This window comes from Burkholderia sp. NRF60-BP8, assembly GCF_001522585.2.
In the GTDB taxonomy this organism is placed as follows: Bacteria; Pseudomonadota; Gammaproteobacteria; order Burkholderiales; family Burkholderiaceae; genus Burkholderia.
Genome location: NZ_CP013373.1, coordinates 2,365,791 through 2,380,852 on the forward strand (window position 1 = coordinate 2,365,791; position 15,062 = coordinate 2,380,852).

At 63.0% G+C, this 15,062-nt stretch carries 10 protein-coding genes; 1 reads left to right on the top strand and 9 read right to left on the bottom strand.

Features of this window, described 5'->3' with window-relative positions; all coding sequences use genetic code 11:
• Positions 1 to 27 precede the first annotated feature (27 nt).
• The 9 genes from WS54_RS24415 to WS54_RS24455 all read right to left on the bottom strand — a co-directional run bounded on the left by WS54_RS24415 (position 28) and on the right by WS54_RS24455 (position 12,531).
• A complete protein-coding gene (locus WS54_RS24415; protein ID WP_034207805.1) occupies positions 28 to 1,044 on the bottom strand; it encodes a DUF475 domain-containing protein in 1,017 nt (338 codons plus the stop codon).
• 43 nt (positions 1,045 to 1,087) lie between these two features.
• A complete protein-coding gene (locus WS54_RS24420; protein WP_059782078.1) occupies positions 1,088 to 1,828 on the bottom strand; it encodes a VWA domain-containing protein in 741 nt (246 codons plus the stop codon).
• Positions 1,829 to 1,848: 20 nt separating this feature from the next.
• On the bottom strand, positions 1,849 to 2,946 hold the full coding sequence (locus WS54_RS24425) for a toxic anion resistance protein (protein WP_059782076.1): 1,098 nt from the start codon (positions 2,944 to 2,946) through the stop codon (positions 1,849 to 1,851).
• A 343-nt stretch (positions 2,947 to 3,289) separates the two neighbouring features.
• Positions 3,290 to 4,627, bottom strand: coding sequence for a hypothetical protein (locus WS54_RS24430; protein WP_059782109.1), 1,338 nt, complete (start codon positions 4,625 to 4,627; stop codon positions 3,290 to 3,292).
• A 45-nt stretch (positions 4,628 to 4,672) separates the two neighbouring features.
• Positions 4,673 to 4,936: a PAAR domain-containing protein gene (locus tag WS54_RS24435; protein WP_034207808.1), complete on the bottom strand. Its 264-nt coding sequence runs from the start codon at positions 4,934 to 4,936 to the stop codon at positions 4,673 to 4,675.
• A gap of 9 nt (positions 4,937 to 4,945) precedes the next feature.
• Positions 4,946 to 6,424 carry a virulence factor gene (locus WS54_RS24440; RefSeq protein WP_108041956.1) on the bottom strand — a complete coding sequence of 493 codons (1,479 nt, stop codon included), beginning with the start codon at positions 6,422 to 6,424 and terminating at the stop codon, positions 4,946 to 4,948.
• Positions 6,421 to 8,682, bottom strand: coding sequence for a T6SS effector phospholipase Tle3 domain-containing protein (locus WS54_RS24445; protein WP_059782073.1), 2,262 nt, complete (start codon positions 8,680 to 8,682; stop codon positions 6,421 to 6,423). Before WS54_RS24445 ends, WS54_RS24440 begins: the two co-directional genes overlap by 4 nt.
• A 23-nt stretch (positions 8,683 to 8,705) precedes the next feature.
• A complete protein-coding gene (locus WS54_RS24450; RefSeq protein ID WP_059782071.1) occupies positions 8,706 to 11,483 on the bottom strand; it encodes a type VI secretion system Vgr family protein in 2,778 nt (925 codons plus the stop codon).
• 418 nt (positions 11,484 to 11,901) lie between these two features.
• Positions 11,902 to 12,531, bottom strand: a complete 630-nt coding sequence (locus tag WS54_RS24455; protein WP_034207811.1) for a LysE family translocator — start codon at positions 12,529 to 12,531, stop codon at positions 11,902 to 11,904.
• A gap of 334 nt (positions 12,532 to 12,865) precedes the next feature.
• Here WS54_RS24455 and WS54_RS24460 point away from each other — a divergent pair, with 334 nt between their 5' ends.
• On the top strand, positions 12,866 to 15,046 hold the full coding sequence (locus WS54_RS24460) for a TonB-dependent receptor (RefSeq protein WP_059782069.1): 2,181 nt from the start codon (positions 12,866 to 12,868) through the stop codon (positions 15,044 to 15,046).
• The last annotated feature ends 16 nt before the right edge of the window (positions 15,047 to 15,062 follow it).

Genomic DNA, 15,062 nt, shown 5'->3' on the forward strand with positions numbered 1-15,062 from the left:
ATGGTTATCGCGCCGCGTGATGCGTGCTCACTTGCCCGCCACCGCGGCGCGGTCTTCCTTGCGCTGCACGACGATCGACGACCATACGGCCGCGGCGATCATCGCCGCGCCGATCAGGCCCGTGACGACCTCGGGCACCTCGAATTTCACGCCCAGGAACATGATCGTCGCGAGCGCGCCGATCGCCCAGAACGCGCCGTGCTCGAGAAAGCGGTACTGCGCGAGCGTGCCCTTCTTCAGCAGCACGAGCGTCATCTCCCGGATGTAGGCCGCGCCGACGCCGAGGCCGAGCGCGATCAGGAAGATGTTGTTCGACAACGCGAACGCGCCGATCACGCCGTCGAAGCTGAACGACGAATCGAGCACTTCCAGATACATGAAACCCGCGACGCCTTCGCGCACCACGCGCGTGCCCGTGTCCTCGCCGCCGACCAGGTCGCCCACGCCGTGCGCGATCACGAAGCCAATCACGCCGAACGCGCCCGCGAGCAGGAAGCTCACCTGCTCGGCCGCCGGCACGTAGAACGACGCGACGATCACGATCGCGAGCGTCAGCGCCACCTCCAGCGCGGTGATGCGCCCGAGATGGCGCATCGGGCCTTCGAGGAAGCCGATCCAGTGCTCGTCCTTCTCGGTGTCGAGCATGAACTTGAAGAACACCATCAGCAGGAACGCGCCGCCGAACGCCGACACCTCGTGATGCGCGGACGTCAGCACCGCCGCGTACTTGTCCGGCGATTCGATCGCGAGCGTCAGCGCATCCCACAGGCCGATGTGGCCGATCACCGCGACGATCAGCAGCGGGAATACGAGCCGCATGCCGAACACCGCGACCGGCAGGCCGAACACCATGAAGCGGTTGCGCCACTTCTCCGACCAGTTCTTCAGCACCGATGCGTTGACGACCGCGTTGTCGAGCGACAGCGAAATTTCGAGCACGCACAGGACCGCGACGATCAGCATGTCCTTCACGCCGCCGAGGAGATAGGCCGCGATCAGCGCGAGCGCCGTGAGCGACAACGGGATCTTGAAGTCTTTCAACATGATGGGGTAATCGAGTTCGGAAAGATGGGCTGGCGGGGCGCGCTTACTTCGCGCGCACCCAGTCGCAGAATTCCTGCGTGATCAGTTGTTCGTAGATCTGTTCGTCGCTGAGGTCGAGCGATTCGAGATGCAGGAAGCCGACGTTCGGCATTTCCTCCGCGACTTCCGCGAGGAAGTCGAATTCGCTCGGATCGCCGACGCCGACGAGCGACCAGTACAGCGGAAAATGCTGCGATTCGGCCAGCAACTGGCGCACGCGCTTGCGGTCGTTCTTCGGGTTCTGCCCGTCGGTGACGAACAGCACCCATGCGGGCAGATGGCCGTTCACGGGCGCCGAAGCGGCCGGCGCGGACGTGTCGTCCGCCCCACCGAACAGCCGGCTCAGGAAGCCGCGCTTTTCCTCGCGCTTCGGCTCCGGCGCGCGGAAGAAGAAGTCGACGATGTCGTTCATCACCGGCGCGTACTGCGTGCCGCCCCACTTGTCGATCCGTGCGTTGAGCACATGATCGGAAATGTACGAGCCGTAGTTGTCCGGCGTCGCGGTCGGCAGGCGATCGTAGCCTTCGGTGAAGGTCCACGTGTCGACTTCGCCGTTGTCGTCGAATTTCAGTGCGATGCCGAGAATCCGGTCGTGCGTCTCCTGGATCACGCCCGACTGGTACAGCGGCTTCGCGGAGCCCGAAATGTCGAGCGCCGCGCCGACGCGCACGACGGGCGGCTTCAGGATCTGACGTTTTTCGAGGACGATCGCGACCTTCGCCGCGCGTTTCTCAAGCGTAATCATGCGATGTTCTCTCAGTTCTCTTAGTTGTGCTTCGGAGCGAATCGGGTGATCAGATCCTGTTCGAGCTGGCGCAGGCGCGGCGCGTCCTGCTCGCGCTGGCGTTTGCCGTCGGCGATGATCTGCGTGATGTCGTCGAACGCGCCGAACAGCTGCTGCTGCGCGTATTCGAACGTGTCGGTCGAGATCACCGGACGCTGGCCGAGCTTCGCGACTTCCTGCGCGTTCCGGCGATTCAGGTCGGCCTGCGCGCGGATCGCCTCGTCGGCCGCGTCGTACGTCGCGTTCGCGAGCGCCGCAGCGCGCTTCGTGCTGAGTTGCTCGAGATAGAGCGCGAACGCGTTGGTCCACGCGGGGATCAGCACGGTCTTGATCGTCATGAACTTCGACGTCAGCGTGCGTTTCTGGTCCTGCTCCATCCGGATCTGCGGCGCGAGCTGCTTCGACATCAGCATCGCGCGATCGAGGTCGTCGAGCTTGCTTTCGAGTGCATCGACCTTGCGCTTCACGTCGAGCAGGCGCTGCGCGGCGAATGCATCGTCGGCCGGCTGCTGGCCGGCCGCGAGATGCGCGCGCAGCGTCGCGAGCGCCGTTTCGCCGTGCGCCTTCGACTGCGCGAGCTCCTGATGCAGCGCGTAATTGTCGTTGTACATCCGCTCGAGCTCGTCGATGCCGGCCTTCTGGCGCTGCGCATGGTTTTCGAGCTCGACGACGAGCGTGTCCATCCGCTTGCTCACCGATTCGTATTGCGACAGCAGCTTCTCCTTGGTCGAGCGAAACAGCCGCGTGACCTGCGTGAGCAGCCCGCCCTTGTCGGCGCCGCGCGGGTCGAGCCCCTTCGCGGTCGCGATCAGCTCGTTGAGCTTGTCGCCGAACTGGTCGGCGTCCGATGCCCGGACGCTCGCGAGAATCTGCTGGGAGAAGGCGGCGATGCGCGTGCCCTGCGTCGCGCCGAGCTGATCGATCTCGTCGACGGTGATCAGGCGCGCATGTTCCGTCGGCGACGCTGCCGGCACAACGACGTGGGCGACGGCTGCCGGCACGGCGACGGGTGACGAAGACGAGGTGGACGGACGATCGCTGACCGCATCGGATTTGTTGTCGTCGAATAGCGGCTTCATGTGGCTACCACGTTTCCTTTTCTGCTTTTTGCTACGTGTTGTCGTGCGCGCGAGGCGCGCTTGCGCGATTGCCGTCGTGCTCTCTCACGGGCGGCAGACGGACAATAAGGGGCGACGGGGTGGCGCGTCAAGCCGGGAAATTCTTTCAATTTCCATGCGATATGTAAGACATACGATAGGAATTCCGACACGGCCTCCGGCACGTCAGGGCCCGTGCCTTGACGGAGCGCGAATCAGGATTTCCTCGTGCATATTGGCAAAGAGAAGTGGAAAGTATTTTGAAAGAATAGGCTTCTCGCCATTCCGCTGATTGTTACAGATTGCTTAACGCGGGTGTCGCGTCCTAGTACGAGTAGCCTTGCGACGTCGGGCGCGCGTCGTGACGGCGGCCCCACCACGGCAAGTACGCGTTGTTCTCTCCGCGTGCGCGGAACCAGTCCTTGTCGGGATCGATCGGCGTCAGCTTCGATGGCGCGACGACGACCACGGCCGTCGGATGCTCAGCGTCGGTCGTGCCCGCCACGAGCACGTTTCCGCCGAGATGATTTGCGCGGCCGATCGCGAGCGCCACATCGGTCAACGCCGCGCCGGCCCCCATGTCGCCGAGCAGTGCCGACGTGTTGAAGGTCGCGCCGCGGAGGTCGCTTTCCGGCACGGCTTCCGCGAACCCTTGCAAAAGGGACGCGGCCCTTGCCGACGCGGCGGCGCTGCCCTTGCCTGCGTCGTGGATAACGTAGTTCAGCGACGAGACTGTAACGCCCGCATTGGCTGCGGCTGCGTCGATCGTCGACTTCCATGCCGGCACCGCGCGGCTGCCGCCCTGCTTCGCGTCGAGATCCTTGACGCCGCCTTGCGCCGCCTTGCCGATCCATGCCAGCGGTTCGCGCTCGGTCTTCAGATCCGGGCCGGCGAGGAACAGCACCACCATGTTCTCGTTGATCTGTTCGTCGTGCGGGGGAAAACTGGGTGCGTCCCAGTTCATCACCCACACGCTTTTGTCGGGATGCGATGCAAGATAGTCCAGCGCCGCGTTCAGCGACGTGAAGCCAGCATTGCCGTGGCCCGGCGTCACGTGCACGTCGGGCGGCGTATCGCGGGTCCATAGATTTTTTGCGGAGGGGTTGCCGATTTCGAAAATGTTGACGGCACGATCCCGCAGATATGCTGCTGCCGGTTCAGAGGCCAGCCTATCACCTGGAATAGCCAACTCGACTCGCATGCCAGCCAGTTCCCTCCATTTCCGCCGTGAACTCGCGCTGACGGTATAGAAGTAATCCTCGTTCGTAAAATATCGCAAACGAAAGAGAAGCAGAAGTTTGTCGACGTACTTTTCATAGAACCCAGAAAACGTCTCACTTCCCCAGTTACCGTCCGCGACGATGGAAACCGCCTGCAAGGTCGAGTATTTTTTGGGGTTTGTGCGCACCATATCGTCGTTGGCATTCGGCTTCACCAACCCGAGCGTCCACAGCAATTGCCACTCGGTCGGATAGTCACGACGCTGCAGCGGATTGAGCCATGCAAGCCCGACAACTTGAGCAACAAACGGCGCGGCAGACGCACCTTCGACGGATCGCGTCGATGCAGCGCGCGTCTCGACCCGCAATGGCGAGCACGACAAGAGCGTCGCCATCACGATCGAGACGCACCCGATACGTCTGGCAAGAGTGAAACAGTGCATGAATACCCCGATCGAACCGGCCAACCCGCGCGCCGGTCCGCAAATTCATTCCCGTCCGGACGACGCTAGACTCGAAATCAGCGTCGCACCGCACGATGTCTTGTGACCATCGAATGCAGCCGGTTTCCCGTCGACGATGACCTTCGGATCGCCTTCGGCGATAAAGCAGGCCTGATGGCCCGCGATCGGGCAGACGCACGTGTCACCGAGCCGGGCGACCGGCCGCCCCATCACTTCGCTGACAGCACTGCCGGTCACGACCTGACCGCCGTGGCTCGTTGCGTCGCCGACTCGAATGATGCCGCGCATGCGCGTTCCTTATTCCGAATAGCCTTGCGATGCCGGACGTGCGTCGTGACGGCGCCCCCACCACGGCAAGTACGCGTTGTTCTCGCCGCGCGCGCGGAACCAGTCCTTGCCGGCGTCGATCGGCGTCAGCTTCGAAGGCGCGACGACGACCACTGCCGTCGGATGCTCCGTGTCGGTCGTTCCGGCCACGAGCACATTGCCACCGAGGTGATTCGCGCGGCCGATTGCCAGTGCCACATCGGTCAGCGCCGCACCGGCGCCCATGTCACCCAGTAGCGCCGATGTATTGAAGGTCTGCGTACGGAAATCGTATTCGGGCAGTACTTCCGTCAGCGTCTGCGACAGTGACGCAATGCGTGTCGATGCAGCATCGCTGCCCTTGCCCGCGTCGTGCACGATGTAATTCACCGACGACACCGGCACGCCTGCATTACTCGCGGCCGCATCGATCGCCGACTTCCATGCCTGCACCGCGCGGCTCGCGCCTTGCTTGGCCTCGAAATCCTTGACGTTGCTTCGAGCAGCCTTGCCGATCCAGGCCAGCGGCTCACGCTCGGTCTTCAGGTCGGGGCCGGCGAGGAACAGCACCACCATGTTCTCGTTGATCTGTTCGTCCTTCGGCGGGAAACTCGGTGCGTCCCAGTTCATCACCCACGCGCTTTTGTCCGGGTGGGCGGCCAGATAGTCCAGTGCCGCGTTCAGCGACGTGAAGCCGGCATTCCCCTGCCCCGATGTCACATGCACATCCGGCGGTGTGTCGTGGCTCCACAGGTCTTTTGCCGACGAATTTCCGATCTCGAACGTGCTGATTATTTGATCACGCAAATATGCCTTTGCCTTGATGGGATCGAGACGATCAGGAATTGCCAGTTCAACATGCACGCCAGCCAGCTCACGCCATCTACTTCTATCCCCAGGTTTTACGGTATAGAAATAGTTGGAATTGGTAAAATATCTAGTACGAAACAATACGAGCAACTCGTCGATATATTTCTCGTAAAATCCGCCAAATGATTCACGTCCCGAGCTGCCATCCGCGATGATTGAGATCGCTTGAACGGCAGAGTACTTTTTAGGATTGGTGCGCACCATATCGTCATTCTTGTTCGCAGAAGCCAGACCCAACGTCCATAATAACTGCCATTCCGCCGGATAATCCCGGCGTTGCAGAGGATTGAGCCATTCAAGGCCAACGACTTGCGCCACAAAAGGCTTCACCGAATCACTTTTAGATTCAGCGTCGCCCACGGTGCGTGGTGTCGCAGCCACGGCACTCGACGTCGCCAACATGGTCGAAAACACAAATACCAACACAGCCAACAATCCAGGAACCAGCACCATTCTCTTCATCAGATCTCCTGCACTTGAGTTTTCGGCAGATGCACTACTCGGCAACGTCATCGTTGCATATAACGCGATCGCAGCCAACAGCATGACGAAAATCGCCAATCCAAATCGCCGCTGCCAAGTGGCAACAATCACCTTCATAGCACACTCCCCAGCCGCAGGAAAAATCCGCCATCACGTTCGTCGTAGATTTTTTCGGGCATGCTTGCAACCGGATCACTTTTAACCCATTTATGCAAAAACATGTCCTTATACTTTCCCTTCCTTATATATTCCGCAAATAATTCATTTTGACCATCCTTCACCAATCCACTCAAAAATCGCCAATCCGCCTGCTTCCTGAGATCCGCAAAGTCGTCTTCCGTCAGATAGCAAAGCCCAATAGCAATATCGTAAGCCAAAGCCTTTTCCGCATGTTCACCATTCGTCATGATGGTCGAATGATTGGTGGGATTATTCTTATCCCCGCCGTTCAGAATCTGAAATATCTCGTTGTTCCGCCATTCGGTATAGTCAGCGCTCGCTGCCCCCGGATTGTCCTCCCCAACCACATTTCCGAACTTGTCCACCCATCGACGGTTTCCGGATCTGCGCGCTTCCATCCGGAGAATGGAATGATCCTCATATCGCTGCGCAGCTTCGGATGCAGCATCCCCCTGCGCCTTCAGCGCATCACCCTCAGTCTTGAATTTTTCCGATTTCGCATCGAAGTTGTCGTACGGATCATCATCGCGCTTGTTCTCCTTGTTGGCGTCACGCGCAGCCGACGGCGGATCGTAGCTCTCGTTGAAGCTCCCTTCCTCGATCGGTTTCCCTTGCGCATCGCAAGCGCCCGACGGTTTGTCGTAGCGAAACGCCTTCGGGAGAAAGCGCGTTTCCTTGTCGAGCATCGGTGCCGTGATCGGGATTTCCCAGTCTTTTGGCGGATCGGCGTTGACCTTCATGTCGGTCAAATTGAACAGATAGAGGGCGGGACTCGTTATCAGCGTCATGAACTTCGGGAACAACCCTTCATTGGAATGCATACCTCGTCCAAGACCATACCGCGCGGGCGGTGATGGCGGATACCAGAAACCTTCCTTCTGGTTCTTGTCCTTGCGCCAGTCGTCCTGCCAATACCGATAGAGCTTGTTCTCTCCGCCCACCTCGAAATTCGACGCGAATACGCGTTGGGAGAAAACGCCCCACCCGTTCGTCGCACTGATTTCATCGATACTCATCCCGCGCCAGCCGATTCCCTGAACGGTCAAGGCGGAAATGACCTGATCGTGCGGGCAGCAGTACAGCGTCACTCTCCCGTAGGTGTTTTTCTGGTACAACCCATGCGCCTCCCGGTCCTTGGCTGCGCTATACGGTTTGCCGCCGTTCTTCGACGGTCTTGCGTTTTCCATCGCGCGATCAAGATCCTCCGCGGGCATCTCGAGCTCGGCCCGCGCACGCAGGATATCGAAGTACGCCCTCAGCGTTTCCTTGCGCGCGACATAGGTCTCGCGCCCCACGTGCCCGTTCTTGTCGCGCACCCCGCGCTGGGCCCATGAGTCGGTCATGTTGGCCTCGACGAGACTGTACGGGGGATTGGCGAGCACATAGGTGTCGGCGACGCAACGCCCTTTCTTGCCCCACTGATCCGTCACCTCGGGCAACCGGTCACCGAGAAACGCCGCGGCGAGACCGATCATGTTTCCCTGGCTGTGGCATACGATCGTGATCGGCACGTCGGCCTGTCGCTTGCGGATCGATTCGACCAGGCGTGCCAGCCGCAGTGCGCCAAGCACACCGTAAGTGCGCGGTGGCGTGGAGTAGATTTTTCGATTGCCGACGCCATTCATGTGCTGGACGGTCAGCCACAGAAAAAGCCGATCGTTCAACCCGTCGTTCCACAGGTCCGGCAAACTCGTACACCCGCCCGCGAACGGACCACCGCCCCAGTAATTCTTCTCGTTGAGCATGATCTTGTCGCCATACTCCTGCAGTTCCTCCGCATTCGCGGCATAGCCCCACCGAAAGTGGATGACGGGCGAAAAGGACGGATCGGGCTTGATGTACGTCTTCGACGACATGTCCGGATTCAGGAAACCGTCTGGCGTCAGGCTTTCGATATAGCTGACCGGCGTCATCTGCCCGGCCACCGGCCCCCAATGGAACAGCTGATCGTCATAACGCCCCATGCGCCGGTTCAATCCGGCACACAGCCCCTTCTCGGCCTCCTTGAACCATTCCCCTTCCGAATTCACCCCGTGCACGAAAATGACGACGCCCGGCAGTGGCATCTGCATCACGCACTCGAGGTCGTTGCGGTTGAACAGCATCGTCCCTGATCCACCGCCCACCGAAGTCTGCGACGGGTCGTCCGTCGACGGTTGCCCGCCCGGGTTCTGCGCAAAGTTGTAGTTCGACATGTTGTTTTTCTTGAAGACTCAGCTCAGGTTCTCGACTTGAAAAAGCGAACCGCCAATTGTTCGAACTGGTCGCTGCTGACCGGCGCCAGCTTGCCCTGCGCGTCGGTCTTCCCCTTGATCAATTCGCCCGACGCCTTTCGCACCTCGGCTTCCATGCCCTCGACCGGCTGCCCGTCGGTGGCCCGGACCAGCTTCGGCACCCGCCCCAGCGAGCCCTGGTCGAACTTCGGAAAGTCGGCGCTCATGCTCGCCGGCCCGGCCCAGGTATGGGACGCCGACTTGACGGTAAAACTCCCCGGACACCCGAGCTCGATATCGCCGCCCTGCAGCTTCAGATACGCGCCGCCCGACGTCACGAACACGACCTGCTCACTGGCCATTCCCGCGAGCTTGCCGCCGCCCGCCGTCATCTGGATGTTCTTCGCCGAATCGATCTGCGTGTCGTCGTTCTGGCTCTGCAGCGCCACCTTCCCGTGGTTGGCGATCGCCGACACGCCGTCGCTGTGCGCGAACATCGCGACGCCATGCCCGGCCTGCAGGTTGATCCGCTGCCCGCTCGTGTACTGAAGATGGTTCTGCGCGACGACGTCGATGTTGCCGCCCGCGTGGGTCGTCACGGTCTTCGGCGTCGCCATGCTGATGCCGGCCGGCGCGGTGATGCCGATGGCCGCCATCGACGCGCCTGACGACTCACCGCCGCCGGACGCCTCGCCATTCGGCCAGCCTTTCACCGTGGTCATGAGCGCATCGTGCGGTTGCGTATCAGGCGCCACGCCCTGATGCTGGCCCGCGTAGTCGCCGAGACTCTTGAACAGTTCGACGCATTCCTGCATCAGTTGCAGATACTCGTCCCGAGCGAGGTGGCCGTCGCTCGCGCGAAGCCGCTCCCAGGCCGAAATCAGCATCGCCTTGCCGCTGCGAATCGCCACGTGCGCATCGCTGCGCAATTCGGCGCCCTCGCCGCGCGCCGCCCCCTGCCCGTTGTCGCGCGGCTGCGTCAGATAGCCGAGGTTCAGCTGACTGTACGCATGCTCGCTCGCCAGCTGGCTGCTGATCTGCCCGGGCGTATCGTCGAAGCGGATCTGGTTGTACCGCTGCCCCTTGATTTCCTTCGTCTTCGTGCCGGAAAGATAGCGGTTGCCCGGCAGCGCACCGGTATGGCTGAAGGTCGCCGGCATGTTCGGCCCGTTGGCCAGTACGCCCATCACGACGAGCCGGTCCGGATCGCCGCCGATATGGCCGATCAGTACTTCCATGCCGACGCGCGGCAACGTATTCGCGCCGAAACTCGGCCCGGCGAGCGCGCAGGCGACGCGTACCGGCGCACTGTCGGACGGCGTACCGCTCGTGCCGGCGCCCTGGGCGTGCGCATGATCGTCGGCGCTCAACCCCTGGATCCGCACGCGGATGCGGCCCATTTCATCGCAGAACACCTCCTCGCCCTGCGGCCCGACGACGACCGCCGTCATCGGATGCACGGGCGGCAGATCGACGTGGGGATCGTAGGCCGGCGTCAGCGGCACGCCGCGCCGCACGCACGAGAACGTGTTCTCGTAGCGCCTGTCGTTTTCGTCGCCCGGTTTGCCGCTCACGTCGGCCGGCACCGCGTCGAACAGCACGCGGCTTACCGCGAACAGCGATTGCGCGCGCTCGTTCAGTTCCTTCGGCAGGTTGTTCCGCACGCAATGATGAAGCGACGTGACGACGAACTGCCGCTGTTCGGCCGGCAACATGTCGAGTTGCGGATGCTCCGCGAGCGCAAACCAGTGACCGACGGCCAGATCGCGCACATTGCTCACGCCGTCGACGGATTCGGCGCGCAGTTCATGCGCCAGCATCCGGTCCTTGCCGATCCGGTCGAGATCGGACGACGAATCCCCGGCATGCGGGATATCGATGACGACGTCGGCCAGCAAATGCCCGAGGTCGTTGCCGCCGTCGCCCTGATCGACGATCGTCGCCTGCTCGGTTTGCGACATCCGGCCGCTCTTGTAGTCCCACGTCGGCCGAACGATCTTGCCCGGGATCAATCGGCGGCTCGTCGCCCACAGCGTGATCGAGTCGCGCTCTTCGGCGGCGGCGTCGCGGTGGTAGCGGACGGTGCCGGCGGCCGTCTGCGGCAACTTCATCGAGTCGTCGGCAAAGACGAGCGTGTGGACCGGCGTGTCGTGCGCATTACCGCTCGCCCGCTCGCCGGCCTTGCCCGCCTTGACGAAGACGGTCGCCCCCTCCCGTCGCAACAGCCGCCGGATGAAATGCGCATCCGACTCGTTGACCTGCCTCGTGAGTTCGCGCGCGGGGTAACGCTCGGCCTGCAGACCGGACAGGTCGAACTCGAATGCGCCCGCGAGCGCCGAGCTGCGCTGGCGCCATTCCTGAAGCAGCACCCCCAGGATGTCGGGCAGGCTCTTGGACCGGAACAACCGTGAATTGGTCCGCCGCTCCATCACGGACAGCACGTCGCGAATCGTCAGCTGGTAGCAGGTCAGCGAACCGTCCGATTGTCCGGTGCGAACGTCGGTGACAATGCCGTTGATGGTATGGAGACGCCCGCGATCGGTCGTCATCTCGACGGAGACTGGCAGCCCGATGAAGCTGCGGATCGGCAGATCGGCCCGTGCCGACACGCAGGTCAAATGCCCGTCGATACCGGTCATCAACCCTTCGCGGATATCGGCATACTGGAGCGCAAGCACTTGCTCGAGCGTTTTCTGGGCGGGCCCCCAGTTCATGCGAACCGGCCGATTGTTCTGATCGACCACCCCCGACGCAAACGTGCGCAGCAATTCGGCTGTATTCACAGCGTGACTCTCAGGATTTTGTTTGACTTCGTTGTTCGGCGAGCAATCACGCCCGCTGGTCCGCCCTGGGAGTGCCGCCCGTCTGATTTTCGGCGAGCATAGCAAATTTGTCAGGTTGGTGACGGCTTTTTGACAGGATTTAGAATCTTTTTTGCAAAGCGCCAAACGGGCTCAACCCTTCACATTCTTTCGAAACGGGCCGGTCCCGTCCCGTGCCCCTCGATCGTCGCTCCGGTGTCGTTCCCGTATGTGCCCCGCCTCTCCAATACGGGCCGAACGAACGGCACCACTACGTCACGAATCGTGACATCCCCTCGCCTGTCGATGCCGACGAACGTCGCGCCGAAACACCGACCGTCGGCCACGTCATGCGTCCTGATGGCACGGCGCCAAGCCGCTTCCCCGCTCCGTCACCGCGTCAATGCACGGCCTTGCGATACAGCGCAACGTACCCCGCGAGCATCAGCAGCAGCGATCCGCTGATCCGGTTCAGCCACTTCTCCCCGGCCGCCTTCCATACGCGAACCGAATGCACGCCCAACAGCGCGTAACCCGTCATCCCGATTACATCGATGGCGACGATCGTCGCCGCGAGAATCGCGTACTGCGGCGCGATCGCATGCGACCGGTCGACGAATTGCGGCAGCAGCGCGGACATGAACAGGTAGTACTTCGGATTGCTCATCGCGACGAAGAAGCTCTTCAGAAAAGCGCTCCGCCGATCGGGCGTCGCCGGCACGCGGGGCTGCGCAGCCGCGGCCCCGCCGCTCGACGCCAGCATCCGGATGCCGACATACGCGAGCCACGCCGCACCGAGCAGCTTCAGCGTCACGAACGCCGTTTCCGACGCGTCGAGCAGCACGCCGAGGCCGAACCCGACCAGCGCGACGAGCACGACGTCGGCGGTGACGGCGCCGAGCATGCCGACCATCGCGTGACGCAATCCGTAGCGCGAACCGTTGCTCATCGCGAGCAACACCGTCGGGCCGGGCGTCGCGACACCGACGGACAGGATCAGCGCAAAGGCGAGCAAGGCGGAGAGCGACATGGCGTGGCGTTCCTTTTGACGAGAGCGGTACGGACGGCATCGACGCGATCGCGCCCGGCACCGCAACCGATGCGGACGGTTTGTTACGACGAATGCGGACTTCGCATGATCGCATGTCCGCCCCGACGCCCGCTCGGCGGTTGTGCGCCGTCGCCGGACGGCACCGGTTATCTCAAATAGTGGACAGATCTTTCCGTAAACGACAATGATTCTCGTTTACGCTAGACTCCGCCGCTCGATAAAACACGTCCGCGACAGTACGGACGCGTCACGCCGCCTGGATTCCGACTTACCGCCCTGGGATGGATCACCGACCACACCCGATTTGCGTCCCATGTCGACACTTTCGTTACCCGTCCGGCGTCTCACGCCGATTGCCTTCGGCATTGCGCTCGCCTGCACCTTCCCGGCCGCCGCCCGGGCCCAACAGGCCACTTCCGCCACCAACGCCGCACCCGACACCACCATGCTGCCGTCGATCGACGTGACCGGCGCGGCCGAGCCGCTGCCCGGCGACCTCGCGCCGACCTACGCCGGCGGCCAGGTCGCGCGCGGCGCGGATTTCGGCGTGCTCGGCCGGCAAAAGGCGAGCGACGTGCCGTTCAGCATGACCACCTACACGTCGAAACTGATCGAGGACCAGCAGGCGCGCACGCTCGCCGACGTGCTCGACAACGATCCGGCCGTGCGCAGCGCCTCCGGCTACGGCAACTTCTCGCAGGTCTTCGTCATCCGCGGTTTCGAGCTCGCCGGCGACGACGTGTCGCTGAACGGCCTGTACGGCGTCACGCCGCGGCAACTCGTCCAGACCGATGCGGTCGAGCGTGTCGACGTGTTCAAGGGCGCGAATGCATTCCTGAACGGTGCATCGCCGAACGGCTCGGCGGTCGGCGGCGGCGTGAACCTGCAACTGAAACGCGCGGACGACAAGCCGCTCACGCGCGTCACCGTCGACGGCGCCACGTCCGGCTCGCTCGGCACGCATGTCGACATCGGCCGCCGCTTCGGCAGCGACGGCCAGTTCGGCGTGCGCGTGAACCAGTCGGTCAGCGGCGGCGACACCGCTGTCGACGACGAGCGCCGCCGCAGCAACGTGACGGCGGTGTCGCTCGACTGGCGCGGCGACAAGCTGCGCCTGTCCGGCGACTTCCTGTATCAGCGGCAGCGGATCGACAACGGCCGCCCGGTCGTGCTCGTCAGCGGCAATCAGTTGCCCGCCGTGCCGTCCGCGACGCACAACTATGCGCAGCCGTGGAGCTTCAGCGAACTCGAGGACACGGTCGGCATCGTGCGCGCCGAGTACGACTTCCTGCCCGCGTGGACGGCCTACGTATCGGCCGGCGCACGCCATACGAACGAGCACGGCGACTATTACACGCCGACTTACTCGTCGTCCGGCACGACCGGCTCGCGCCTGAGCGTGCCGCACAAGGAAGATGCGCAGTCTGCCGAAGCCGGCGTGCGCGGCCGCTTCACGACCGGCCCCGTGTCGCACTTCGTGACGGCCGGCGCGTCGTTCATCCGCATCGACAGCCAGTCCGCGTACACGATGTCGAACGCGTTCCCGACGACGCTCTACGATCCGGCGCCGCTCGCGTCCCCGCCAACCGCCTATGCAGGCGGCGACATGAACGATCCGGGCACCGTCACGAAGACCTGGCTGCGCAGCCTCGCGGTATCCGATACGCTCGGCTTCCTCGACGACCGCGTGCTGTTCACGATCGGCGCGCGGCGCCAGTCGATCTCGGTCGACAACTTCGACTACACGGGCGCGGTCGCCACCACCTACAGCGACGCGATCACGACGCCGGTGTTCGGTCTCGTCGTGAAGCCGTGGCGCAACGTGTCGATCTTCGCGAACCGCAGCGAAGCGCTCGCACAGGGCGAGATCGCGCCGAACACCGCACGCAACGCGGGCCAGGCGCTGTCGCCGTACCGATCGAAGCAATATGAAGCCGGCGTCCGCTACGACACCGACAAGTACGGCGCGTCGCTTGCGCTGTTCCAGATCGAGAAGCCGATGGCGTACACCGATCCGGCGACGAACCTGTTCGGCGCCGACGGCACGCAGCGGCACCGCGGCATCGAGACGGCCGTGTACGGCGAGCCGTGGAAAGGCGTGCGGCTGATCGCGGGCGCGACGTATCTCGACGCGACGCTGCGGAACACGGCGGGCGGCGCGAACGACGGCCACCGGCCGATCGGCGTGCCGTCGTTCCTGCTCAACGCAGGCGTCGAATACGACGTGCCGATGCTGAACGGGCTCACGCTGACCGCGCGCTGGATCCACACGGGGCCGCAGTACCTGGACGTCGCGAACACGATGTCGATTCAGGCATGGGACCGCTTCGATCTCGGCGCGCGTTACGCGACGGACTTGTTCGGCAAGAAGACGACGTTCCGTGCAACCGTGCGCAACGTCGCGAACAAGTCGTACTGGTCGTCGACGATCGGCGGATATCTGACGCAGGGCGACCCGCGCTCGGTGTGGCTGTCGGTGACGACGGATTTCTGACGGGCGCCGAAGGGAC

Coding starts and splice junctions, on each gene's coding strand:
- WS54_RS24415 (WP_034207805.1), bottom strand. CDS start 1,044: ATGTTGAAAGACTTCAAGATCCCGTTGTCGCTCACGGCGCTCGCGCTG.
- WS54_RS24420 (WP_059782078.1), bottom strand. CDS start 1,828: ATGATTACGCTTGAGAAACGCGCGGCGAAGGTCGCGATCGTCCTCGAA.
- WS54_RS24425 (WP_059782076.1), bottom strand. CDS start 2,946: ATGAAGCCGCTATTCGACGACAACAAATCCGATGCGGTCAGCGATCGT.
- WS54_RS24430 (WP_059782109.1), bottom strand. CDS start 4,627: ATGCACTGTTTCACTCTTGCCAGACGTATCGGGTGCGTCTCGATCGTG.
- WS54_RS24435 (WP_034207808.1), bottom strand. CDS start 4,936: ATGCGCGGCATCATTCGAGTCGGCGACGCAACGAGCCACGGCGGTCAG.
- WS54_RS24440 (WP_108041956.1), bottom strand. CDS start 6,424: ATGAAGGTGATTGTTGCCACTTGGCAGCGGCGATTTGGATTGGCGATT.
- WS54_RS24445 (WP_059782073.1), bottom strand. CDS start 8,682: ATGTCGAACTACAACTTTGCGCAGAACCCGGGCGGGCAACCGTCGACG.
- WS54_RS24455 (WP_034207811.1), bottom strand. CDS start 12,531: ATGTCGCTCTCCGCCTTGCTCGCCTTTGCGCTGATCCTGTCCGTCGGT.
- WS54_RS24460 (WP_059782069.1), top strand. CDS start 12,866: ATGTCGACACTTTCGTTACCCGTCCGGCGTCTCACGCCGATTGCCTTC.